The sequence below is a fragment of the Pseudomonas rustica genome (assembly GCF_049959085.1).
In the GTDB taxonomy this organism is placed as follows: Bacteria; Pseudomonadota; Gammaproteobacteria; order Pseudomonadales; family Pseudomonadaceae; genus Aquipseudomonas; species Aquipseudomonas rustica.
The window spans coordinates 3,293,980-3,318,886 of sequence record NZ_CP188200.1 but is presented as its reverse complement, the minus strand read 5'-3'; the positions used below and the strand labels follow the sequence as shown (position 1 = coordinate 3,318,886).

18 protein-coding genes and 1 pseudogene are annotated in these 24,907 nt (G+C 60.6%); 6 read left to right on the top strand and 13 right to left on the bottom strand.

Annotation, left to right across the window (positions count from 1 at the left end):
• Positions 1-219: 219 nt before the first annotated feature.
• The 4 genes from ACP3TY_RS15105 to ACP3TY_RS15090 all read right to left on the bottom strand — a co-directional run bounded on the left by ACP3TY_RS15105 (position 220) and on the right by ACP3TY_RS15090 (position 5,845).
• On the bottom strand, positions 220-1,671 hold the full coding sequence (locus ACP3TY_RS15105) for a curlin (protein WP_426617869.1): 1,452 nt from the start codon (positions 1,669-1,671) through the stop codon (positions 220-222).
• Positions 1,672-1,699: 28 nt separating this feature from the next.
• Positions 1,700-2,164 (bottom strand): curlin, encoded by a 465-nt coding sequence (locus ACP3TY_RS15100; RefSeq protein WP_053119098.1) that lies wholly within the window; start codon positions 2,162-2,164, stop codon positions 1,700-1,702.
• A 70-nt stretch (positions 2,165-2,234) separates the two neighbouring features.
• The gene (locus ACP3TY_RS15095) at positions 2,235-4,463 is read right to left on the bottom strand and encodes an Ig-like domain-containing protein (protein WP_426617867.1); all 2,229 of its coding nucleotides are present in this window, start codon (positions 4,461-4,463) and stop codon (positions 2,235-2,237) included.
• Positions 4,464-4,498: 35 nt separating this feature from the next.
• Positions 4,499-5,845, bottom strand: a complete 1,347-nt coding sequence (locus ACP3TY_RS15090; RefSeq protein ID WP_400646282.1) for a hypothetical protein — start codon at positions 5,843-5,845, stop codon at positions 4,499-4,501.
• Positions 5,846-6,269: 424 nt separating this feature from the next.
• Here ACP3TY_RS15090 and ACP3TY_RS15085 point away from each other — a divergent pair, with 424 nt between their 5' ends.
• From ACP3TY_RS15085 to ACP3TY_RS15065, 5 genes are all read left to right on the top strand, one after another.
• On the top strand, positions 6,270-7,718 hold the full coding sequence (locus tag ACP3TY_RS15085) for a sensor histidine kinase (protein ID WP_426617866.1): 1,449 nt from the start codon (positions 6,270-6,272) through the stop codon (positions 7,716-7,718).
• 268 nt (positions 7,719-7,986) lie between these two features.
• Entirely contained in the window at positions 7,987-10,794 is a 2,808-nt protein-coding gene (locus ACP3TY_RS15080; protein WP_426617864.1) for a multicopper oxidase domain-containing protein, read from the top strand.
• 17 nt (positions 10,795-10,811) lie between these two features.
• Complete coding sequence (locus ACP3TY_RS15075) at positions 10,812-11,891, top strand: SCO family protein (protein ID WP_426617863.1); 1,080 nt, start codon at positions 10,812-10,814, stop codon at positions 11,889-11,891.
• Positions 11,892-11,985: 94 nt separating this feature from the next.
• The gene (locus ACP3TY_RS15070; RefSeq protein WP_426617861.1) at positions 11,986-13,476 is read left to right on the top strand and encodes a sensor histidine kinase; all 1,491 of its coding nucleotides are present in this window, start codon (positions 11,986-11,988) and stop codon (positions 13,474-13,476) included.
• Positions 13,445-14,875 (top strand): sigma-54-dependent transcriptional regulator, encoded by a 1,431-nt coding sequence (locus tag ACP3TY_RS15065; RefSeq protein WP_426617860.1) that lies wholly within the window; start codon positions 13,445-13,447, stop codon positions 14,873-14,875. The genes ACP3TY_RS15070 and ACP3TY_RS15065 overlap by 32 nt, the downstream gene beginning before the upstream one ends.
• Positions 14,876-14,986: 111 nt before the next feature.
• Here ACP3TY_RS15065 and ACP3TY_RS15060 read toward each other — a convergent pair whose 3' ends face one another.
• A complete protein-coding gene (locus ACP3TY_RS15060; protein WP_212549114.1) occupies positions 14,987-15,334 on the bottom strand; it encodes a hypothetical protein in 348 nt (115 codons plus the stop codon).
• Between the two features lie 214 nt (positions 15,335-15,548).
• A pseudogene (locus ACP3TY_RS15055) lies at positions 15,549-15,689 on the bottom strand (DNA-binding protein); the annotation flags it as partial.
• A 311-nt stretch (positions 15,690-16,000) separates the two neighbouring features.
• Between ACP3TY_RS15055 and ACP3TY_RS15050 the strand changes: the two are divergent.
• On the top strand, positions 16,001-16,798 hold the full coding sequence (locus ACP3TY_RS15050) for a class I SAM-dependent methyltransferase (protein ID WP_426617859.1): 798 nt from the start codon (positions 16,001-16,003) through the stop codon (positions 16,796-16,798).
• A gap of 209 nt (positions 16,799-17,007) precedes the next feature.
• On the opposite strand, the gene ACP3TY_RS15045 is transcribed toward ACP3TY_RS15050, so the two are convergent.
• The 7 genes from ACP3TY_RS15045 to ACP3TY_RS15015 form a co-directional block, all read right to left on the bottom strand.
• Positions 17,008-17,700, bottom strand: a complete 693-nt coding sequence (locus tag ACP3TY_RS15045; RefSeq protein ID WP_426617857.1) for an N-acetyltransferase — start codon at positions 17,698-17,700, stop codon at positions 17,008-17,010.
• A gap of 113 nt (positions 17,701-17,813) precedes the next feature.
• Entirely contained in the window at positions 17,814-18,605 is a 792-nt protein-coding gene (locus ACP3TY_RS15040; protein WP_426617856.1) for a ChbG/HpnK family deacetylase, read from the bottom strand.
• Positions 18,577-19,761 carry a GNAT family N-acetyltransferase gene (locus tag ACP3TY_RS15035; RefSeq protein WP_426617855.1) on the bottom strand — a complete coding sequence of 395 codons (1,185 nt, stop codon included), beginning with the start codon at positions 19,759-19,761 and terminating at the stop codon, positions 18,577-18,579. The genes ACP3TY_RS15040 and ACP3TY_RS15035 overlap by 29 nt, the downstream gene beginning before the upstream one ends.
• A 4-nt stretch (positions 19,762-19,765) precedes the next feature.
• A complete protein-coding gene (locus ACP3TY_RS15030; protein WP_426617854.1) occupies positions 19,766-20,455 on the bottom strand; it encodes an N-acetyltransferase in 690 nt (229 codons plus the stop codon).
• A gap of 224 nt (positions 20,456-20,679) precedes the next feature.
• Positions 20,680-22,602 carry a hypothetical protein gene (locus ACP3TY_RS15025; protein ID WP_426617853.1) on the bottom strand — a complete coding sequence of 641 codons (1,923 nt, stop codon included), beginning with the start codon at positions 22,600-22,602 and terminating at the stop codon, positions 20,680-20,682.
• Complete coding sequence (locus ACP3TY_RS15020; protein ID WP_053119195.1) at positions 22,599-23,906, bottom strand: lipopolysaccharide biosynthesis protein; 1,308 nt, start codon at positions 23,904-23,906, stop codon at positions 22,599-22,601. The genes ACP3TY_RS15025 and ACP3TY_RS15020 overlap by 4 nt, the downstream gene beginning before the upstream one ends.
• Positions 23,903-24,904 carry a polysaccharide deacetylase family protein gene (locus ACP3TY_RS15015; RefSeq protein WP_426617852.1) on the bottom strand — a complete coding sequence of 334 codons (1,002 nt, stop codon included), beginning with the start codon at positions 24,902-24,904 and terminating at the stop codon, positions 23,903-23,905. Before ACP3TY_RS15015 ends, ACP3TY_RS15020 begins: the two co-directional genes overlap by 4 nt.
• Positions 24,905-24,907: the final 3 nt, after the last annotated feature.

The following is a 24,907-nucleotide window of genomic DNA, read 5'->3' as shown; positions in this document are numbered from 1 at the left end:
TGTCTGGATGAATTGCATGTAGGCCAAGCTCCATGAGGATCAAGTTGTCCCGGCAAATCCTAGAGCCTGCGCTTCCGACGGCCAACCGCCAGAACCTGTCAGAAAACTCCCCGGATTTCTAAAAACGTTCCGTTTTCTGTAGGACGTAACTCAAGCGTCAGCGCAAAAAAAACCGCGACGCCCCTCACCAGAGAATCGCGGTCCATCAACACCCAACCCCTACTGCTGCAACACCGTCGCCTGGTTAGCCGACCCATACTGTTGAATATTCGCTGTCTGCGTAACCCCACTCTGATCAACATTGGCAATGTTCCCCGTCCCACCCTGGGTCACATACGCCACGTTCATGGTGTCCGCCTGCTTCACAGTGATCTGGTTGTCACTGCCATACAGCTGCGCGGTGTACGCCTGGTTACCCGAGCCTGACTGATCGAAATCAGCACTGTTGCCGGTGCCATTCGAAGAGCCCTGCACCAGGTTGCCCGTGCCGCGTTGATCGGAGATCAAAATGTTGTCGCTGCCATTTTGTTCAAAATACAGCTCGTTATACGACTCTGCCTGGCTGACCGTGGTCTTGTTGCCCGTCCCGGTTTGCTGCGTGGTCATCACTTGTCCGACACCATCCTGAGTGAAGCTGGCGACGTTGGCATTCCCCGCCTGAGTGACAGTCGCGCGTTGGTTGCTGCCGAACTGGCCACCGAGTTGCGGGCCTTTCCAGTTGCTGGCGTAGACCTTGTTGTCGTTGCCCACGGAGGTGGCGCTGAGCACGTGGCTGTCGCCGTTCTGGTAGGTGAAGTGCACGTTGCCGTTGCCGACTTGATAGAGCGCGAGGGTCGAGTTGACCGATTCGAACTGGTCGGCGTAGATCGCGTTGGTGTTGCCGACCTGGGTGACGGCGGCGGTGTTGTTTTCGCCGAAGCTTTGGTCGACCACGGTTTCGTTGCTGTCGCCGTATTGGTTGACGGTCGCCTGACTGGCCAGTTGCGCGTCTTGCCAGATTTCGCTGCCGTTGAGGTTGCCGAACTGGTTGATGGTGATGTTGCCGCCGGTGCCGTCACGCTGGTCGCCGTAGGCGTAGTTGTTTTCGCCGGCCTGGTTGATGCCGATCTGGCCGCCGTTGTGGGTGACTTGTTCGGCGGTGCCGTAGTTGGCGGTGCCGAATTGGGTGATCACCGCGCTGTTGCCGCTGCCTTCATAGAGTTGCTCGATGTTGGCTTCGTTGCTGTCGCCGTACTGGAAGGTTTTGCCTTCGCTGCCGTTCTGCGAGTCCTGATAGACGAACGAGAAGTTGCCGGTGCCTTGCTGTTGTTGCAGCGCGCTGTTCGGTGAGCCGAAGCCCAGCGACTGGCTGGCGTGGGCGGTGTTGAAGGCGCCGACCTGCTGTTGGGTGATGGTGGCGTTGTCTTCGTAAAGTTGTTCGGCGTAGCCGGCGTTGTAGTCGCCGACTGCGTCCTGGGTGATCACGCTGGTGGCGTGGTCTTGCACGGCGGCGGCGTCGTTGCCTTGGCCCAGTTGCGTCTGGGTGGCCGTGCTGAACGGGGCTTGGGTCTGTTTCACGTCCGCGATGTTGGCGGTACCGGCCTGGTTCTGGTTGGACAGGCTGTCGTCGGCCATGGCCTGGGCACTGATCATGACCAGCAGGGCGGCGGTGAGGGGCGTCAGTTTGAACATGATTGAACTCTCCGATGATTTGCAGTGCTTAGCGGTATTGCTTGACCGAAACGCTCATGCCGTTGCCCGACTGGGTCACGGCGCTTTGCAGCCCCGCGCCGGCCTGCTCGATGCTGGCGTCGTTGTTGTTGCCGTTTTGCGAAATCTGCGCGCGGTTGTGGCTGCCGTTTTGCGTGATGGAGGCGGCGTTGCCGGAACCGTTCTGGTTGATCAGGGCCATCAAGTCGCTGCCCTGTTGCAGGATGTACGCCTCCTGATTGCTGCCCGACTGCACGATCTGCCCGAGCAGCGACTGACCGTTTTGTTGCAGCAGGGCGACGTTGGCTTGGCCGAGTTGATCGATCAGGGCTTGCTGACCCACGGGTGGGGGCAGTTCGCCGAGGTCGCTGCTGGTCGGGGCCAGGTCGTCGTTGTCCATCAGGTCGTCGGCGCGCACGCCCGCGCTGCTGCACAGCAGAAGCAGGCAAAGCAGGGCGGCGGTCGGCGTGTTCATGGCTTACATCCTGTCAGGCGTTAACCGATTTGAAGGGCCCCAGCCACCCGAAAGTGGCTGGGGATCTGGCTTACAGCGTGGTCACCGAGACCGTGCGCACGGTGCCCTGAGATGAGCGGATCGTCGCGGTCGGGTTGGCCGATGGCACCACCGTCGTGTTGTTCAGCGTCAGCCGCCAGCGTCCGGTCAACGGCACCGTGGTGGTGCCAAGAGTGACCAGCCCGGTCGGGGTGGTGACCTGCACGGTGATGGTGTTGCCGGTGGTCACTGACGAGGTGCCGGTGAAGTCCCAGTTGAAGCGTCCGCCGGAGCGTGCCTGCACCGTCGATGCGGTCACGGCGAAGGTTTCCGCCGCTGGCCGTGGCGACACTTGCACCGTGACTGTGGCCGGCGTCGACAGGGCACCGAAGTTGTCCCGAGCGATGTAGGTGAATGTCGTGGTGAACGCCGTGGTGACGGTGGCGGGCGGGGTGTAGGTGATCACCGTGCCGTTGCTGCTGACCGTGCCGCGTCCGGCGGCGGGTTGGGTCAGGCTGTTGACGGCCAGCGGCACGTTGCCTTCCGGATCGGTGTCGTTGGCCAGCACGTTGATCGGGATCGCTACGCCCAGAGTGGCGACGCTGTCGGCGACGGCGGTCGGTGCCTGGTTTGGCGCGACGGTGATGGTTACGGTCGCCGGGTTGGCCGAGGCCAGACCTTTGGCGTCCTGCGCCTTGTAGGTGAAGGTCGTGGTCAGTGGCGCGTTCACCACCGCTGGCGGGGTGTAGACCACCGAGGTGCTGCCGTTGAGTGCGACGGTGCCTTGACCGGCCGCCGGTTGAGTCAACGCGGTGATGCCCAGTGGATTATCGCCATCGGGATCGCTGTCGTTGGTCAGCAAGCTGAGGGTGATCGGCACACCAAAACTGGTGCTGCCAGCATCGGCGTTGGCGATTGGCGCCTGGTTTTCCCCGGTGTTCGGCGCAGTGCCGACCACGACGACCGCCTCGGTGTCACTGCCGCCGGCGGCGGATTTCACCGTCACGGTGGCCGGTGGCTGGGTCAGGTCGGCGACGGTGATGCGTTGCAACGTGCCGGTCTTCGACAAACGTCCGTAGCCTTGGGCAACCATGTCCGGGATCGCCACTTCATCGCTCGAAGTGGCCTCGATCAGCAGGCTGTGGTTGGCCCAGTTGTAACGTGCGGTCTGCACTTTCACCACGTCGGTGAGCTTGGCCGATACGGCCGTCGGCCGAGTGGTTCCGGTCGGGTTGGTGGCCGTCACGACCACTACCGGAGGGACAGCACCGGTGCCCAATCGATGGCCGAAGAACAGACCGTTGTTGTCGCCCAGCAGATTGGTCTGGCACGGCGTTTGTGGTGGGCCGGGCAGCAACGCAACGGTTTCGCGGAAGCACAGGGTCGAGCTGCTGTCAGCCTTGGCGAACACCTCGGCACGCACGCCAGCGGCGGTGCGGCGATAGGTCGCGCGGTCGATGTCGACGTGGGTCTGCTGACGGTTGTCGAGCACTTTGCCGGACAGGCTGAACACGTTCGACTGGATGGTGCCGGCAGGCCCGGTGATGCGCACGAAGTTGGTGTTGAACGGGCTGCCGGTCACCGCTTCGTTGAGGTTCGGGTCGCCGACAAAAGTTTCGGTGGCGCCGGTGTCCGGGTTCACTTCGGTGTACGGCCCGTTGACGCTGCGCAGGAACGGGCCGATCGCACCACCGACAGCACCGCTGAAATTGCCCGGTGCGCCGATGCCGATGTCGCGAGTGATGTTGATCGCCCGCCGGCCAGGCGCGGCGACGTTGACCGTTTCCACACCATACGGGTGAGTGATGGTGTAGGTGCCGGCAAGGGGTACGTTCACCCGGATGCGAATCCGCGCGAAGCTTTGCTGATCACCATCGGCCGGATTTTCCGAGGCGAACGCCGCTTCAATCCCGGCGACGTAGGCGTCCATCCCGTAACCGGCGGCGTTGTTGGCGATGGTGGTTTCGGCCAGAAACCAGAACGCTTCCGGCGGCCAGTTGTCCGGGAAAATCATCGGCTGAGCATCATCGTAGATACCCGGCTCGGCGAGCAGGATGCACATGTAGGCCGGTGGCACGCTGGCCGCCACTCGCGAGCTGGCGGCGCGCGACTGGCAGAGCTCCATCGACAGCTGGTTTTCGTCCTGATACCACATCGGGAATTTCCCGGTGGCGAAGGTGTAGGGGCCGGGGTCGACGGCGGCGAGTTGCGCATAGGCACTGCCGGTCAGCGAGAGAGCGAGCCCGAGCGCGTTGAGCGCAAAGCGTGGCCACTTGTTCATGATGCCTCCTGATGCGGATCTGGGCATGTGAGCGTTCATTGCACGATGACCACTTCTTCGGTGTCGCTGCCGCCGTTGGACGACGTCACGCGCACCTTGGCCGGTGGAATCGGCGAGATCCCGGTGGCCAGGGTTTTCACCGCGCCGTCGCCACCGAGCGCACCGATGGCGGCGCCGCTGCCGGAGGTCGCGGTGAGTAGTGGCGGCGAGGTTTCGTCGCTGGTCGAGGCCACCACGGTGAGTTGGCCGGAGCTCAGGCTGTATTGCGCGCTCTGGATCACCACCAGATCGGTCAGGGCCATGGGCAGGGTGGTCGGCGTGCTGCTGGCGATGGCCAAGTGGTTGTCGGCGGTCACTTGCAAGGTGGTCGGCAAGGTCGGGTTGACCGCCGATTGCGCATACCAACTGCCGGTGCTGTTGGCTTCGGTCATGTTCAGCACGGGCGTGCTGCTGGTGACGGCCGCCGTACCCGGTGCCGGCGGCGCGAGGACGAACACGTCTTGCTGCGCCACCGGTGCGCTGTCGCCGGCCTTGCGTGAGTAGGTGCTGCGCTGCGCGATCATCGGCGTTGGCCGCACGACGGTCGACAATTTGCCGGAGACGGCAAACGTCGTGGAACGCAGATCCAGACCATTCGGGCCTTCGATGCGCACGAAGTTGGTGTTGAACGGACTGCCCGTCACCGCTTCGGAAAGGTTCGGGTCGCCGACGAATTGCTCGGCGGCACCGGTCAGCGGATTGGTCTCGGTGTACGGCCCGTTGACGCTACGCAGGAACGGGCCGATGTCGCCCTTGAGTGCGCCGTCATAGGTTTTCGGAGTGCCGATGCCGATGTCGCGGGTCATGTTGATCGCACGGCGACCGGGGGTGTCGATGTTGAACACATCGACGCCGTACGGGTGGGTGATGACGTAGGTACCCGCAGTGGGCACGTCGACGCGAATACGGATTCGCGCGAAGCTGACTTGATCACCTTCCACCGGTTCTTCGGCGGCGAACGCGGCTTCGATGGCACTGACGTAGGTCAGGTCGATCCCGCGTGCGGCGTCGACGAGGGTGGTTTCGCCGGTGAACCAGAACGCTTCGTCGGGAAAGTTGCTCGGGAAGACGATCGGTTGGGTGTCGTCAAACACGCCGGGGGTCGGTAGCAGCGAGCACATGTACGACGGTGCGCCGGGTGCGCTCGGCACTCGCGAGCTGAGTGCTTTCGACAGGCACAGATCGAGGGTGCGACCGTGGGTGTCCTGATACCAATTGGCGAAACCGCCACTGGCCGGCGTGTACGGGCCCGGATCTACAGCAAACAAAGCGGCCTGAGCAATGCCCTGGGCCAAGGCGCTCACGACCAGGACGGTCGCGGTTTTGGACAGTAAAGGGTGCATGAGTTAATCCCTCTATCGAAGTACCTGCCCCTTGGGGGTGGGTCAGTTGCAGAGGGCCTGTACACCTTCCATGCCAAGGTGCGGTGAATGGGCGGGAGAGGGCCGGGGTAGAGGGATTTCGCGCTCGAGAAGTGCTGAGCGCGACAGGCGGGAAAAGGGCGCAATTCCCCAGAATCGGGGACGATGGGGATGAACATCCATGGCCCGCCAAACACAGAACCCCTGTAGGAGCTGCCGAAGGCTGCGATCTTTTGATCCTGTTTTTGAATTTTTAAATCAAGATCAAAAGATCGCAGCCTTCGGCAACTCCTACAGGGATTTGCGGTGGGTTTGGCAGGTGTGCATCGGGTCGATATCCCCGCAACCGGGCAAACCCCCACCCGTGGGCTATAACCCTATAGGGATGTATCGGGAAGTCGCCGCCATGAACATGCAGTCGAAATCGCTTCCGGTTGAGGAGGGCACGCTACGGTTGGGCTCGCGCAAGCAGCCGTTCAACCTGCTGCGCTGGTTTTCGCTGATCAGCATGGCGGTAATCGCCACCGTGGCCATGGCGCTCGGCGCGGTGTCGACGCGGTTTGTGATCGAGGAAAGCGTGCAGCGCGACGCCTTGCTCACCGCGCAATTCATTCAGGCCATCGCTTCAGCCGAAGTGCGCCACGTCTCGATCCCCAATGTGCGCACCATGGGCGAGTTGCTCGACCCGCGCCAGGACAAGGATTTTCCCGATGTCGATCCACAAGCCCGGGCCGATGCGCGCGGAGAGTTTCTTGATCACATCGAACACCTGCCCGACGTGATCCTCGCCAACATCTATGCGCCGGATCGCCAGGTGATCTGGTCGACCAACCCGGTTCTCGTCGGCACCAGCATCCATGCCGACGAAGACCTTGATCGCGCCTTCAACGAAAAGATTCCGGTGTCGGCCAGCTATCACGACGTCGACAAGGCGCGTGAAGAACAGAAGTTCGTCATTCCGCCGGACTACATCTTTATCGAAAACTACATCCCGCTGTTCGACGCCGACGGCAAGAACGTCACAGCGATGGTCGAGATCTACAAGGAACCCAAAGACCTGATCGCGCGCATGGAGCGCGGGCTGACGTTGATCTGGCTGGCCACTGCGCTCGGCGGCGGGCTGATTTATCTGGGCTTGTACTGGATCGTGCGGCGCGCGGCGATTTTGCTCGCGGTGCAGCAAAAACAACTGATCGCCAATGAAACGTATGTTGCGTTGGGCGAGATGTCGTCCGCCGTGGCGCACAGTCTGCGCAATCCGCTGGCGACCATCCGTTCCAGCGCCGAGCTCGCGTTGGAGTTCGACGCCGGCCCGGCAGAGAAAAACATCAAAGACATCATCGGCCAGGTTGATCGCATGTCGAAGTGGGTGCGCGAATTGCTGCAGTCGTTGCGTCCGCTCAACGATGACCCGGAACCGGTAAACCTCGTGGCGGCGCTGCACGAGAGTATCGTCGCCTTCGAACAGCAGATCGCCAGGGCAGGCGTAAAAGTAGTGTTTCAGCCGAAGCACACGCCAATGGTGCTGAGCCAGCCGGTGCAACTGACGCAGATCCTCAACAGCCTGCTGGCCAATGCGCTGGAGGCGATGGACAAGGGCGGCACGCTGACCATCAACCTCGAACCAAGCGACGATCGCGGCGTGTGCGTGGTGCTCAGCGATACCGGCAAAGGCATGAACGAAGAACAGCGCACCATGGCCTTCCGGCCGTTTTTCACCACCAAGGCCGGCGGCCTCGGCGTCGGTCTGGTGCTGGTCAAACGCATCATGGAACGCTTCGGCGGCGGCGTAACCCTGCACAGCCGCGAAGGCGAGGGCACCACCGTGCGCCTGGCCTTCCAACTCGTCGAGTAATTCGCTAACCCCTGTAGGAGCTGCCGAAGGCTGCGATCTTTTGATCTTAAAAAACAAGATCAAAAGATCGCAGCCTTCGGCAGCTCCTACAGGGATTATGTATGCCCCAAAATTCTTATGAACTTCCCCCATCACTGGGTGTCAAGCCCCGGTCACCGGGGAGAGGGGACACCCGCAGCCCCCGCAAGCCCCTGTAACAACTGGAAATAAATTCTTGGCGCACTAGTTGCAAAACACCATCACCCCTTCCTTGATGAGGCGGCTGGTGATGGACAGAACAACGCGAAACCCAAGCAACACCTTCCTGCTGACGCCGCTGAGCGTCTTTCTGCTGTTGACCCTCGGCACCATGGCCGGCGTTCGAGCGAGCCCGATCGATGACGAGCGCGAGCCCGAAGCGTCCGATCCGTCGGCCTACTACGACGAGCCGGCGGATGAGGCGACGGCGCTCAACGCCATCCTGACCATGCCCGAGGCCAACGAAGATTCTTTCGACTTGCCCGACGGCGTCAAAGGCTCGCGTGACACTCCGCGTGCGGAAAACAGCCTGCCGCCGACCGTGCAGACCAGTTTCAACTACCCCACCAACGGCAAGCCGAGCCCGCTCTATGGCGCGCAGCCGTTCACCCAGCAATTGGTGTTGTTCGAAGAGTTCGGCCCGGAAAAACTCGACCCGACCACTCCCGCCGCGCCGCTGCCATTTCCGCCGGCCGCGATCGGCCCGGCTCCCGCGCAGGATCCGAACAACGTCGCCCGCAGTGCGCCACCCGGCACTGCGCTCGACGCGTTCTTGCGTCAACCGGGCCTGACGCCATTCCCCAGCCAGTTCTCCAACATTGTCGACCGCAACCCGTGGCAGGCGCAGATCGAGGTGTTCCTCAACCGCCATATCGGTTCGTCGGCAGAAGGGCGGCCGCCAGGAAAGGGCTGGGCGCACCAGCGCTGGAACGAGTTCTACCCGCAAGTTGCCTACAAAACCGCGCAAACCGGTGCGCGCATCAATGGCGGCCTGCGTGACAGCGTGCAGATGCACCATTACGCCGTGGGCGAATTCGGCCCCGGCGGCCTGTACCACAACGTCGCCGGTGTACCACTGACGGACGGCACGGCCAAAGGCGTCGACCCGCGCTTTCACCCGAACATGCCGGTGCAGAACCACAACGCGGTGTGGACGTTCGACGGCACGCTGCCGCCGAAATTGTTGATGGTGCGCTACGGCCAGCCGGTGATGATGCGTCACTACAACGGCTTGCCGATTGATCCGGCGGCCAACCGAGGGTTCGGCTTGCACACCATCAGTACCCACGAGCACAACGGTCACGCGCCGGCGGAAAGCGATGGTTACGCCAACGCATTTTTCTTCCCGGGGCAGTTCTACGACTATCGCTGGCCGATCCAGCTCGCCGGTTACGACAGTATCAACACCAAGGCTGAAGACCCGCGCGCAGCGTTCCCCTGCGCACCGGGGGAAACCCTGTGGGTCAACGACCTGGCCCCGGCGAAAAAGACCTGCGACCACGGCACCATCAAGATTCGCGGCGACTGGCGCGAGACCATGAGCACCCACTGGTTCCACGATCACATGCTCGATTTCACCGCGCAGAATGTCTACAAGGGCAACGCGGCGATGATGAATTACTACAGCGCGCTGGATCGCGGCAACGAGTCGGTCAACGACGGCGTCAACCTGCGCCTGCCCAGCGGCAGCGCCTTGCCGTGGGGTAACCGCGACTACGACGTCAACCTGGTGTTCGCCGACAAGGCGTGGGATCAGGAAGGGCAGTTGTGGTTCAACCCGTTCAACACCGACGGCTTTCTCGGTGATCAGATGCTGGTCAACTGGCAGTGGAAACCGACCCTCGACGTGCGTGCGCGCAGCTACCGTTTCCGCATCCTCAACGGCTCGGTGTCGCGTTACTTCAAACTGGCGCTGGTGCGTGAGATCAAAGGCAGCAGCGGCGAGTTTCAAGGGCCGAAAAACTCTGGCGTGTCGTACAGCCGCGTGCCGTTTCACATGATTGCCAACGACGGCAACATCATGGAGCACAGCGTGCCATTCGACGGCTCGATGGATCTCGATGCCGATGGCGACAAACAGAACCACAACGCGATCTTGCCGACCCAAGGTATCGCTGAGCGCTTCGACATCATCGTCAACTTCGCCAAAAACGGCATCAAGCCCGGCGACAAACTGTTCTTCCTCAACTTGCAGGCCCACGACGACGGCAAGGGGCCGAAAGACGTGATTTCGCTGGGCGACGTGCTCTCCGAGAAATACCTCGCGGTAATCAAACAGAGCAGCAAAGGCCCGCAGTGGGACAAGGGTGATCCGGCGGTGGGCAAAGTCTTGCAGCTCAACGTCAAGGCCTACACCGGCCAGGATCTGGCGATGGATCCGGCAGCCTACGAGCCGGCCAAACCGGGCAAGGCTGAAGGGCTGGTGATGATTCCGCTGAAGATTCACCGCGACAACGCTGCCGACAAAGCACTGCTGGCCAACGCCCGTCACCGCACCTTCACCTTCGGCCGTTCCGACGGCACTGATGAAGCGCCGTGGACGGTCAAGACCGATGGCGGGTTCGGCTTCCACATGGATCCGCGGCGCCTCAACGCCTCGACCAAATTGTCCAGCGGCCCGACCGACGCCGGGGTCACCGGTTTCGGCACCCTGGAGGTGTGGAACATCAAGGCCGGCGGCAAGGGCTGGAGCCATCCGGTGCACGTGCACTTCGAGGAGGGGATCATCCTCAGTCGCGGCGGCAAGGCACCGCCTGAATGGGAAAAATGGGCGCGCAAAGACGTCTATCGCATCGGCTCGGAAAACGATGGACTGGACAGCGTCGAGATGGCGATCAACTTCCGCGAGTTTGCCGGGACGTACATGGAGCATTGTCACAACACTCAGCATGAGGACAACTCGATGCTGCTGCGTTGGGACCTTGAAAAACCCGGGCAACTGCAGTTGATGCCGACGCCTCTGCCAAGTTGGGACGGCGTGCGCTACGTCAACTCCGCCGCGCTGCCAACCTTCCGCAATGGCGATGGCTTCGGCCCGCAAGTGACCGTGAAAAAATGAACCGCGAGCGCACCGTCATGCCAACACCCACACCGCGTTCCCGCGCGCTGGGCATGCACTTGGTGCTGATGCTGGTGGTCTGTGTGCTCGGCAGCCGCGTGCTGCTGGCACATCAGGCCAGCGTCGGCCAACCGCCCGCGGCCAGCGAATCCGCCACCCCGTGGGGTGGCGACTATTTCCCCAATACCTTGCTGACCGATCAGGACGGTCGGCAGGTGCATTTTTTCGATGACCTGATCAAAGACAAAGTGGTGGTGATCAACTTCATCTTCACCTCGTGCAGCGACTCCTGCCCACTGGAAACCGCGCGCCTGCGCCAGGTGCAGAAACTGCTCGGCGATCGGGTCGGGCAGGACATTTTCTTTTACTCGATCAGCATCGATCCGCTGAGTGATACGCCCGACGTGCTCAAGGCCTATTCGCAACGCTTCAAGGTCGGGCCGGGCTGGAAGTTTCTCACCGGCGAATTCGAAGACGTCACCGACCTGCGCAAGAAACTCGGGCTGTTCATCGAAGGTGTCGACAACGGCCGCAGCAAGGATCACAACCTCAGCCTGATCGTCGGCAATCAAACCACCGGGCGCTGGATGAAAGCTTCGCCATTCGAAAATCCGTGGATTCTTGCCGATCAACTGGCCAACACCTTGCAGAACTGGAAGCAGCCGAGCATCGAAGAAAGTTACGCCAACGCCCCGGACATTCGCCCGCCGAGCAACGGTGAAGAACTGTTTCGCACCCGCTGCGCCTCGTGCCACAGCCTCGGCCCGCAGGATGGCCAGGGCATCGGCATGCGCAACATCGGCCCCGACCTGATTGGCGTGACCCGTAATCGTGATCCGAAATGGCTGAATCGCTGGATTCGTGAACCGGATCGCTTGCTTGCGGAAAAAGATCCGATCGCGCTGCAACTGTATGAACAATTCGAGCGAATTCCGATGCCCAACCTGCGCCTCGACGAAGCGTCGGCGCAGTCGATCATCGACTTCCTCAGTGACGAAACCGAACGTCAGCAAACGTCCGCCAAAGGCTTGGCCGACGGCGGCTTGACGCCAGTAAAACCGGGCGATAGCGCCGCGACGGTGAGTCAGATGCGCTAGCGGCAAAATAGCATCATTGAACCGTGTGTCGCGGTCATAGCCACCTACACTAAGGGCTGTAACCGGTTCGATACAAACACTCCAGGGCACTCCCATGCAGCGACTGGAAGCACAAAAAACCTCTGCACCGAACGCATCGGTCGCAGGCAAGGGCTGGCGTGAGCAGTTCGATCTGCTGCGCTGGTTCACGCTCGCCAGTTTTTTCATCATTGCGGCCGTGGCGCTGGGGCTCGGTTACATCTCCACGCGCTTCGTGGTCACCGAAAGCGTCGAGCGTGACGCGCTGCTGACCGCGCAATTTGTTCAGGCCATCGGCGAGGCGGAAATGCGCCACGCCAAAATCAATCCGAACCGGACGATGGGCGAGATGCTCGACCCGCGCCAGGATAACCACTATCCCGATGTTGATCCGGCGTTACAGGCGTCGGCGCGCACCGAGTTTCTCGATCACGTCGAACACTTGCCGGACATTTTACTGGCGACCGTTTATGCGCTGGATCGCACGGTGATCTGGTCGACCAACGCCGAGCTGATCGGCGTTCATATCGACGATGACGACGAACTCGACGAGTCGTTCGAGATGAGAGTGCCGGTGTCCTCCAGCTACCACAAGATTGACGACGAGCGTCCGGAACAGCGTCTGCTGCGCGAGCCGAAATACCTGTTCATCGAGAACTACATCCCGATGTTCGATGCCGATAAAAGCAAAGTCATCGCCATGGTCGAGATCTACAAGGAACCGTCGGATCTGGTTGATCGCATCGACCGTGGTTTCGCCTCGATCTGGGCGGCCACGTGTTTCGGTGGTGCAGCCATTTTTCTCGCCTTGTTCTGGATTGTCCGGCGCGCGGCGAAATTGCTGCAGAGCCAGCAACAGCAATTGATCAGCAACGAAACCTTTGTCGCGCTGGGCGAGATGTCTTCGGCGGTGGCGCACAGTTTGCGTAATCCGCTGGCGACGATTCGCTCCAGCGCCGAACTGGCTCAGGAAGTCGCCAGCCCCGGTGCGCAACGCAATATCGGCGACATCATCAGTCAGGTCGACCGCATGTCGCGCTGGGTGCGCGAACTGCTGGTGTCGTTACGGCCGATGAATGACGACGGCGAGGCGGTGGATCTGGTGCTGGCGGTGGAGGACACTTTGGGTGCCTTCGATGCGTTGATCAGGCGTAACGGCGTCGAAGTGCGATTCAGTCCACAAAATTGCCTGCCGGTGGTCAGTCAGAAGGTGCTGCTTACGCAAATCCTCAATAGCCTGTTTGCCAACGCCCTCGAAGCCATGCCCAAGGGCGGTGTGCTCAGCATTGAATTCGAATCACCGCAGCCGGACAGCGTGCGCATGACCCTGAGCGACACCGGCAAGGGCATGAGCGCGTCGCAGCAACAGCTGGTGTTCAAACCGTTTTTCACCACCAAACAGGGCGGCCTTGGGGTTGGCCTGGCGTTGGTCAAAAGAATCATGGAGCGCTTTCAAGGTTCGGTCGTCCTGACCAGCCGCGAGCAGGAAGGAACCCGCGTCAGTCTCAACTTCAAAGTGGCATCGGGAGGGGAATATGGAACACAGCATTCTGCTGGTCGAGGATGACGAACTGTTGGCCGAGAATATTCAGACCTACCTGGAGCGCAAAGACTTCGAGGTGACAGTCTGCCATTCGGCCGAAGACGCGCTGGAGCGACTGGAAAGCTTTATGCCCGACATCGTCCTGACGGATAACTCGCTGCCGGGCATGAGTGGTCACGACCTGATCCAGAAGCTGCGCGTCAGCGCGCCGGATCTCAAAGTGATCATGATGACCGGTTACGGCAACGTCGAAGACGCCGTGGTGGCGATGAAGGAGGGCGCCTTTCATTACGTGACCAAACCGGTCGCGTTGGCGGAACTCAAACTGCTGCTCGACAAGGCCCTGGCCACTGAACGGATGGAGCGCACGCTGTCGTTCTATCAGGAGCGCGAGGCGCAGAAATCCGGGTTACAGGCGCTGATCGGCGACTCGGCGCCGATGCAGTATCTGAAACACACCATCGGCCAGTTGCTCGACGCCGAGCGGCGCATGGCCAACACCGATCTGCCACCGGTGTTGGTCGAAGGCGAGACCGGCACCGGCAAGGAACTGGTGGCCCGTGCGCTGCACTTCGATGGGCCGCGTAGCAAAGGCCCGTTCATTGAATTCAACTGCGCGTCGATTCCGTCGAATCTGGTGGAATCTGAACTGTTCGGGCATGAGAAGGGCGCGTTCACTGACGCCAAGGATCGCCGGGTCGGACTGGTGGAGGCGGCGGATGGCGGCACGCTGTTTCTCGATGAGATTGGCGAGATGGATCTGCTGTTGCAGGCGAAGATCTTGAAGTTGCTGGAGGATCGTACGATTCGCCGGGTGGGTTCGGTGAAGGAGCGCAAGGTCAATCTGCGGGTGATCAGTGCGACCAACTGCAACCTGGAGCAGATGGTGCAGCAGGGCAAATTCAGGCGTGATCTGTTTTTCCGGCTGCGGATTATTTCGATCAAAGTGCCGCGTTTGTATGCGCGCGGTGACGATATTTTGCTGCTCGCGCGGCATTTCCTCGCCAGCCATGGCAAGCGTTACGGCAAACCGAATCTGCATTTCAGCCAGCAGGCCGAGGAGTTGCTGCTCAGTTACACCTGGCCGGGCAACGTGCGCGAGTTGCGCAACATGCTTGAGCAAACTGTGCTGCTGGCGCCGAGCGATACGATTGCCGCGCATCAGCTCAATGTGTGCATGAGCCTGGTCGACGAGCCGCCGCTGCATATTCATGAAGCGCCGGTGCACTACGAACCACGGCCGGCGAGCAATATGGAGTCGATGAACCTGCCGGAGGTGGAGCGCGATATGGTGCGCAAGATGCTCGACAAGACCGACTGGAACGTCACCAAATCCGCGCGCCTGCTCGGCCTGAGCCGCGACATGCTGCGTTACCGCATCGAAAAACTCGGCCTGGCCCGCCCGGATAAACGCCAGTGGTAACCCCTGCACACAATGTAGGAGCTGCCGCAGGCTGCGATCTTTTGATCTTGTTTTAAGATCAAGATCAAAAGATCGCAGCCTTCGGCAGCTCCTACAGTGGGCGTACGGTATTCAGTGCTGCTGCCGGCTCAAACACTCCAGCAAACAACCGGGATCCAGCACCTCGTCATTCACATAAATCCCGCGTTCGGCATCGTACGTGCGAATAAACACCCGTACCGTCGCATCCGCCACCGTCGGCAGTTGTGAATCGTAGAACTCATGGTCACCCGGGATCACCACAAAATCCTGCGGCGCCGCCTCTTCATAAGATCGCGGCGGCGTCGCATTCAGTGAATACGGGGCAGGGTGGGCAAAGGGCTGGTTCGGCCCGTAGTACACAAAATTGCTGTCCAGCGCCTGCGCCTGAGTGGCAGCAAGCAGACAACCCATCAACAACAGCCGTTCGAGCATCAGCATGGCGGCACCTGCGAGTGCGGTATTCCCCAAGGCTATTAACTATAGCTGCCCACGCCACTAACGCCCGATCCACATCGGATCCCTGTAGGAGCTGCCGCAGGCTGCGATCTTTTGATCTTTAAAAGCAGGATCAAAAGATCGCAGCCTGCGGCAGCTCCTACATTCAGGAAACCGGGTGGATCGCATGTCTAGGCTCTGCACATAGATCCGTCCGACGCGCGTTGAGCACATAGTCGCTTGCGCGAAGAAATTCTTCGTTATCCCCGTCTGCGAGTACCTGAGACAGGTATTCGCTGATGGCTTCGTCACTGTCCAGCAGTGCTGCCATGTCGAAATTCGTCAAAGTCTGGCTCATGGTTAAACCTCCTTAGCCATTTTTTGTGCGCGGCGGATGTCTGCGCTTCGTGAGGATATCCATGTGAGCCGAGTTGAATAGTCAGCCGTGTCCGCTATCTGTTTTGATAATTCGCCGACACTTGTAGGCATAAACACTCAGATATGTAGGAGCTGCCGCAGGCTGCGATCTTTTGATCTTAAAACAAGATCAAAAGATCGCAGCCTGCGGCAGCTCCTACACGGAGTGGCTTACAAGTTTGCAACAATCGGGATTGGCGGGGTGATCTAGACTCGGTTTCGCTCAATTACGAGCATCGTCCGGAGTGCGCCATGGAAGTGCCTAATAACAAAACCGCCATCGAGAGCAATCGACAGGCGTGGAACGATTCCGCCCGCCATCATGAGGATTCGCCTGACTGGCAGGCCTTGCTTGCCGAAGTTGCGCAGGCGGATTTCTCTTGTCTTGATGAGACCTTGAGCGGGTTGCTTGAGGTCGATGGTAAGGATGTGATTCAGCTGTGCTGCAACAATGGCCGCGAGAGTCTGTCGTTGTTTGCCCACGGTGCGCGGAGTGTGGTCGGGGTCGATCAGTCGGTGGAGTTTCTTGATCAGGCGCGTGAGCTGAACCGCCGTTCACCGCACAACGCCGAGTTCATCGAGACCGATATCCATCATTTGCCGGCGTCCTTGCACAACCGTTTTGACGTGGCGCTGATCACCATTGGCGTGTTCGGCTGGATGCCGGACATTGGCGAGTTTTTCCGTCATGTCGTCTCGACGCTGAAACCGGGTGGGAAACTGGTGATCTATGAAACCCATCCGTTTCTGGAAATGGTCGACCCGGACGGCGAGGATCCATATCGGCTGGCCACCTCTTACTTCCGCACCGAGCCGTTTGTGCAGGAGGAGCCGATTGTTTACGTCGGCAAGGTCAAGCAGCAGGCAGCGAAGTCGTATTGGTTTGTGCATACGCTGGGGGATATTTTCAGTGGCGCGATTGCGGCGGGGCTGAATATTGCGCACTTCAAGGAGTATGCGCACTCGAACCGGGAAGAGGTGTATGACCAGTATTTGAATCAAGAGGCGCAGATGCCGATGTGCTTTACCTTGGTTGCTACCAAGGTCTGAATGCTTTAGTGAGTCGACCCACATTGGCTATGCGCCATACACAAATCCCTGTAGGAGCTGCCGAAGGCTGCGATCTTTTGACTTTGAAGATCAAAAAATCGCAGCCTTCGGCAGCTCCTACACTGGTATTCGGCGCATAGCAGATCCCTTGTAGGAGTGAGCCTGCTCGCGATGACGACATCAGTGCCGATACAAATTCCGGAACTGAATCAAGCCTGCGCCGCCGCACTCACCACCGGCCGCCCCGGCTTACGCAGCGGTTCCAGCCGCGAGCCCTCATACCGCGTCTCACGGAAAAACTTCCAGCGCCCGAACAGGCAATACACGTGCATCACACGCCCCTGCTCGTGATAGCCCATGCGAATGTGCAGCTTTAGCGCCGGAATATTGTGCGTCTCACAGACGTCCACCACTTTGTTGCAACCCTGCGCCGCCATCGCTTCCCACAGCGCCACCTGCACGTCCACCGACAGGCTGCTGCCGAAATAGGTGCGGATCATCTCGCCACCAAATTCGAAGAACTCACCCGGCTTCACCGGGAAGGTGCAGCCGTAATAGTGACGATCGTGATAGTCGCGAATGCTGCCCCAGATGAATCCGACGGCATCGCCGGCAGCGTCGAGGTACATGTGCCCGGTGTGACCTTCGGCGGCAAGTTCGGCCATTGTCTCCACGCGGTCACCGAAATGTTTGCTGAAGGCAACGGCATTCTCTGCGGTGATATCGACTTTGCTCAGGCCCTCGTATGGACGCAGCTTGTGCGGCGGCACCGGAGTGACCAGGTCGCGCTCCATCCACAACAGTTCCCAATGGAAAAACACGTAACGTTTCCACAACGTGCCGAAAGTGCGGCCCAAGCCTTTTTGGCGGATGCGTTCTTGTAGTTTTTTGATGAAGCTCATGATGCCCTCCGTGGCCGAAGCCCGGTGTTGTGGATGTCGCTTTTGTGGGTATAGATCACCCTTGGGGGTTCATTTCAAAGTGCCATCTTCGAAAGTATTGCAAGGTATGTAACTCAATCGAGTGCGGCGGTACCGCGTAGAAAATCCTTGTTCAGATCGGCGTAGGAAACCCGTGGAACGCCCGTCAACCGCTGCTCTAGCACGCGGCTCAGGGACTCGTCAGGGTTGAGATAAGCATCACCAAAATCGCTGCCAAGTTGCGTCGGGTGGGCGACGATTTCCAGCACGCCGTCGGTCGGCGAAATGTCATTGCGCAGGTCGATCGGCGTGCACACATAGTCAGCCGTCACACCCGCCAGACTCTGCAAGCGCCAATTGAGCAAACCCTTGAACACGCGCTTGGGCAGATTGAGGTTTTGCCCCAGATTGCGCGCCAGTCGAATCGGCACACCTTGATGCGCGGCAAAGCGCGCGACGATCTCGCCGATCGGCCAGATGTTGTGCACGTGCTGGTGCGAATCGATATGACTCGGCCGCACGCCGTGATCGACGCAACGCTGCCACTGCGCCTGCAATTCTTCACGCACCGCCTCTCGGTCTTCGCGACTGAGCCACAACCGATGGCGCGGCAGACTCAAGTCGAACACGCCATGGTCGTCGCAGAAGGTGCGACGCTTGAGAATCGCCTGACTCAACGGCCGCCCGTAAGTCAGGTTGAAGTGCAGTCCAACCCGGCCTTGCAACGTCGGATGCCGGGCCATCGCGCACGCCGCTTCGAACGCCGGCATGTTGGCCATGGCCGTGGCAGAACTGATGACACCGGCCTGAAAGGCAGCGAAGATCACCGCGTTTTCGTTCGGACTGAGGCCGAAATCGTCAGCGTTGACTATGACTTGGCGTGGCATGTTCGCCCTCCGTGGTGATCGCAACAGGTTTCAAAACAGGTTTCGCTTGCTCGGCACGCCGTGCCCGCCAGGCTTGTACGCGCGGCTTGAGTCGATGCCACAGGCGCAAGCCCAGGCCGAGGACAAGACCACTCGGCCGCCAGGAATAAAAACTCCAGCGCCAGTGCTCCAGTTGTCCGGTCATGCGTTCGTGCAGTTGATGGCTGGAGTTTTCCAGGCTGACCCGCGAGGCATCGATCCAGTGCCAGTGATCGTCGAGCCCCCAGCGAATCCATTCCTCCAGCAACACCCGGCCACTGCCCAGATCGGCGTATTGCGGCAGGAAGGCGAGGTTGTAATCGTAGAGCCGACCTTGCTCCAGCAGACCGAGGCGATAGCTGATGCAGCGCCCGTTCAACTCCAGCGTGACCACCCGAACCAGGCCTTGGCCGGCGAGGGCGATGAACGCGCGTTCGATCAATTGGCGACTGGGTTCGCTGGCAAAAATACCTACGCCTTCGTCACCTTTCCAGCTCACCGCTTCGACTTCGCTGATGGTCTGCAACAACGGGCCCATGCTCATCGCATCGGGAGTAATTCTGCGCACTTCAGCGCCACACGCGGCGATCCGCTTGCGTGCCCGACGCAGTTTGTAGCGCGGATCACCGGAGACTTCCTGATGATCGGCCTCGCTTATCAGGTGCACCGGCACTCGACAACTCAGCCATCGTTCACCGGTCGAGCTGTGCGCCATCCATTCGGTGAGCGCACTTTCTTCACCGGCAGGTTCGGACAATTCATTGAGTTGCAGGAGCGCGTGGGGCACACGTTGGCGAATCATATTCAGCGCCTGACGCATGTCCTCAGCGCCCAACAACGACAGCAGCGCCAAGCGATCCGCCAGCGGATAACCCAAGTGATGCAGCACCCGAAACGGCACGCCGGCAAAGCGTTCGCGACTTGCCACCAGCGGCAGACACAGACGCAATTCGTCCGCCTCCCAACCCAGCAGGATGTGCAGACGCTCATCCGTACCAAGGGCCTGCTCGGCCGCGCACAACCAACCAAGGTTGTTGAACGGCGTGTGATCCGTCACCCGCAGACGCAGCGCTTCATACGCTGCTTCGGGGAAATCGGCGGCGCACAGTGAAGTGCGCCATTCGAATCGCGTCGCCATAGGCTCAGGCCGCCGTTGCTGTTACGGGTGGACGGGACGGTTTGCGCAGTGCGTCCAGACGCGAGCCGCTGTAGCGGGTTTCGCGGTAGAAGCGCCAGCGACTGAACAAGGTGTAAACATTCATGATCCGTCCCTGTTCGGTATAGCCCATGCGCAGGTGCAGCTTGAGCGCCGGGATATTGTGAAATTCGCAGACATCGACGACCTTGTCGCAACCCTGTGCAGCCATGGCTTTCCACAGCTCCAGTTGCAGATCCACCGACAGCTCGGTACCCCAATATTTGCGGGTCAACTCGCCGCCAAACTCGAAGAACTCGCCGGGTTTCACCGGGAACAGGCAGCCGTAGTAATGCCGGTCGAAATAGTCCCGCGAACTGCCCCAGATAAACGCCACGGCAGCGCCCTGGTCATCCAGGTGCATGTGCCCGGTGTGGCCTTCGTCGGCCAGTTCAGCCATGGTGCCGACGCGGTCACCGAAGTTGCGGGCGAAGGCGCTGGCGTTGTCTGGCGTGATCTTCACTACCTGCAACGGCGGGTAGGGTTTGAGGTTGTGCGGCGGCACCGGGCTGACCAGATCACGCTCCATCCACAGCAGTTCCTGATGGGAAAAAACGTAGTGTTTCCAGGCTTTCGCCAAAGTGGCGCGCAGGCCTTTTTGTTTGATGTGCTCGCTGAGTTTGCTGACGATGCCCATGGTGTGTGCTCCTGAACCTTTCGGCGCAGCGACCCCAATTGGTGAGAGAACTCCTGTGGCGAGGGGATTTATCCCCGTTGGGCTGCGAAGCGGCCCCGCTTTAACAGGATAAGAAGCGACGACTGCTGCGCAGCCGAACGGGGATAAATCCCCTCGCCACAAAAGCTCAATCACATCGGGGTTAAAGTTCGCCTGGCCTTTCTCATGAATGTTCGGAATTGGCTTCATGACGCGATCCAGCTCAGTGCAAACAGGGTCTGGCCTGGCAGATCAAAGCTGACGCGTCCATCGCGGCAGGTGAACGGTGCGTCGCGGCTGCGGTTGTCGGTGCCGAAGTAGCGCAAGGCGCCGTTGTGCAGCGGGCACTTGGCGCCGCTCAGTTCCATGCGCTGCAGGCGTGTGCCCTTGTTCACCCCGAGCAAGCCACGCTGATCGTCGCCGGCCATCGCCAGCACATCGACTTCAAAGGAATCGTTCTCCAGCCACAACACCTGATGCAGCCAATGCTGGGCGATAAACTGTTGCGCCAGGCCGACCGGTTTCAACTCGAAACGTTGTTCATCCGCCGAAACCCGCAACATGCCCTTGGGATATTGCGGCTCATCGGCAGCCTGGAACCAGTTGAGCATGCTCAACAAGCCGTCCTGTGAAGCGTTGATCACCACCGACGCCCACCACAGCGAAGCGTAGTGGGTTTCCTGATCGTAGGGGCTGAGGCTGGAGCCGCTGGACATATTGGTCTGATCGAGCAGCAAGGCCTTGCGCGGCTGACCTTTGCTGTCGAGGCCAACCAGGTCGGCGGCGCGGCGCACGCTGTCGCGATAAACGCGCGTGGCGAGCAGGTCGCGAATCATCCATTCGTGCCACGCCAGCGCATCGACCTGATCGCCTGATTCGCTAAGCAAACGCCGCGCCCAATCGATCCCGCGTTTATCCGCCGCGTTGTCGGCAAACGGCCCGTTGACCAGTCGCGAACTGGCCGGCATGGCAATGCGCACACCAGCCTTGGCATTCGCCGGATCGCTGCGCACCTGCCGGGCCATGCTGGCGAAAATCGCCTGATATTGCGCGTAGCTCGAATAGTTGAGATTCGGCTCATCGGCAAAACCAATGTAATGCGTGCCTTTGCCGCCCAGCGCTCGGGTGCTGGCCAGCCACGCATCGAGGCCGCTGTTGCTCTGCACATCGGCGCGCAGATCCGCCTGCCGCTGACTGCCAGCGAGCAAGGTGATGTCTTGTTTGATGCCGAAACGATCCTGATACACCTTTCGGAACGCGTCTTCGAAATGCGGGTTCTTCGCCGTCACATCGACAAAACTGTAGTAACTCGCAGCGCTCGGTTTCAGCGCATCCAGCACGGCGTGACTGGCCGGCGGCGGCATCACGTAGGGCAGGGCGATGCCCAGATCCGGCGTGCGCCCGAGGACTTTGTCGTGCAGGGTCAAACGGGTGTGCCCGGCGTCTTCGCGCAGCGGCTTCAGTTGCTGCGGATTCTGCGCAAACAGGTTGGCCGTGCCATCCAGCCAGAACGCTGCTTTGCCGCTGCCTTGCAAACGCAGGCGCCAGATCTGTTCGCGCTCGCTGACGGGCAGGGCGACCTGATCGAACTGCCAATAGGCGCGATAGGGTTTCAGTGCCAACGTCAGTTGCTGATCATCGCCAACGCGCTGCGCCTGCAAACCGCTGACGCCGCCATGAAACTTGCCGGCCAGCACTGCGTGCTCGCCCGCTGCGACTTTGAAATACAACTCGTCGCCATTGTGCGTATCGGCGCTGAAATGCACTTTCGCTGGGGCGAACAACGCCACCGTGCGCTCGTCATGTTCGACGCGGTAATTGCGGAAGCTGTAGCCGGGAATTTCCAGTCGATAACTCGCCGCGCCGGGCAGCAGCGGCCAGCTCTGACTGCCACGGGTTTCACTGGCCTTGATGAACCGATCACCCTGCAACTTGCCTTGGCCATCGAGCAAATAGACATGTTCTTCATTGGCCTCAGCCTGCCACGCCGGTGTCCAGCGCACGGTTACCGTGTCCGGACGATCCGCTTGCAGATACAGGCTGCCGTCGCGAATCTCGCCCCAGCGCATCGACGCCGCAAAGGCGTCCAGCGACAGGCCGAGACCGAGCAGCAGGGCCAGGCCTTTCATGCGGTTTTCCGCCGTTGCAGCATCAGCCACATCGGTGTGACGTCGCGCGGCAGGATGATCAGGGTTTGCCAGAACGGCACGCCGCTCAAGCGGCAATAAAGCACCAGCATCGCCACCGTCACCGCCAGATACGCAATCGACGAAGCCGCCGCCGCGCCGACGATGCCGTAAGCCGGAATCATCACCAGGTTCAGCGCCAGATTCAGCAGCGCGCCCAAACCCATCAGCATCGACACCGTGCCGGGGCGGTTTTTACCGAGCAAGTCCAGGCGTAAAATGCTTGCGTAGCACAGGCCCAACAGCCCCGGCAGCAAAGCCAGCAGCGCCGGATAGGCCGGTTGATACACCGCACCAAACAGCGTGACGATCAGCCATTCGCCAATCACCGCCATGGTCAGGCACGCGCCGAGCATCACCGTCGCGGTCAGGCGCAGGGCCAGCGGCGTGACCTTGTCCATGCCTTCGTCTTGTTGCAGCAGGCGTTTCATCAGTGGCGTGGTTACCGCTTCCGGGACGATCAGCAGCAGTTCGGCGGCGGCGCTGGCCATTGCGTAATGACCGAGGGCGGTGCTGCCGAGCAGGGCGCCGATAAACAGATAATCCGAGCGCAATATCACTTGCTGAAACAGCAGATCCGGATGACTGCGCGCGCTGTAGCGCAGCAGTTCTTTCTGGCTGGCGCGATCCCATTGCAGCTGTAACGGCTGTGCGCGTTTGAGCCAGACCCAACCGGCCAGCACCACCAGACTGATTCCGGCGAGCCAACTGATCAGCGCGGCTTCGAGGGCGGCGCTTTTCCACATCCAGAACAGCGCGAGAAACAGCAGCAGCGGCGCCAGCGATTCGACCAGACGCAAGGCATTGAACGCGACCACGCCACCCGAGGCGTTGTGCAACGTCAGCAAACCGCTTTTCAACACGGTGAGCGGCACCGCCAGCAGCAACAGCCAGGCGAGCAAACCGAGCTGCATCGTCACATCCAGTTCACTGCCGAATTCCCGTACCAGCGCCACGACCAGCAAGGTCAGCAGCGCCGCCAGCAAACAGCCAAACACCAACACCTGACTCAGCAACAAACCCATCGGCCGCTGCTTGGCCGCCTGAAAACCCACCGCCGAATTGAGCCCGCCACTGGTGGCGGCGCTGATCAAATCCGGCAGGGTGCTGAGCAGCGCAAACAAGCCGCGCTCACTCGGGCCGAGAATCCGCGCAAGCAGCACGTTGCGCAGCAAACGCAGGGCGATCATCGCCAGTTTGGTGCCCATGCTCAGCGCCAGATGTTTGAGGTAGGTGCCTCGGCTCATGGCCGCGCCCCGCGAAAAATCCGCCACGACAACAATTCCGGATTGCGCGCGGTGCGCTGACTGACGCCGAAACGCGGCAGGTTCAACGGTTCGCCTTCGCCGCGATAGATACCGGTGCCGGTGCCGAGCGCGAACGGATAATCGTGATTGGCGATCTGCTCGCGCACGCGTTCATCGTTGTCGCCGTTGGGGTAGCAATACACCGGCAGTGGCCGGTTGCAGCCGTTGTACAAGGCATCGCGGCTGCGGCTGATTTCTTCGTTCAGGCGCTGATCATCAAGGCCGGTGAGGATGGCGTGACTGGCGCCGTGCGGGCCGAAACGCACCAGTCCCGAAGCTTCCAGCGCGCGGACTTGATGCCAGTCCAGCGCTTGCGGTTGCGATTCCGTTGGGCATTCGTCGGTGAGCTTTTCCAGCTCCTTCGGGTCAAGCGACTTCAGCCCTTGCAGGTAATGCAGCAACGCCAGGCTGCGGCGGTCGACATCGATGTCATCGAGCATCACCGGCAAGGGGTGATGCATCATTTGCAGGCACTCGATCAAATGCATCCGCGCCTTTTCGCCGTGGCTGCCCCACAGGGTTTCGCCGAGGCTTTCCCACCAGAAACGCTGACGGCTGCCAATGAAATCGGTGGAGAGGAAAATGCTCGCCGGCACCTGATGTTTTTGCAGCAGCGGGAAGGCGTTGACCGCGTTGTCGCGCCAGCCATCATCAAAGGTCAGCGCTACGCGCGGGCGCTCGCTGCGCAGCGAATTGGGCTGAAGAATTTCCATCAACGGTACGCAATCGAAATGCTTGCGCAGCCACACCAGCAAATGCTCGAACGCTTTCGGCCCTACGCACAATTCATTGCGGTGCGGCAGGTTGGCCGCGCGGTCGTTGGCCAGCACCCGGTGCAGCATCAGAATCACCCCGGCGCCGTGCAACTGGTTGCGGCCCATCGACGAGTTGAGATAGAGCCAGCCACTGGTGCGTTTTAGCAGTTGTTTGATCGCCATGGC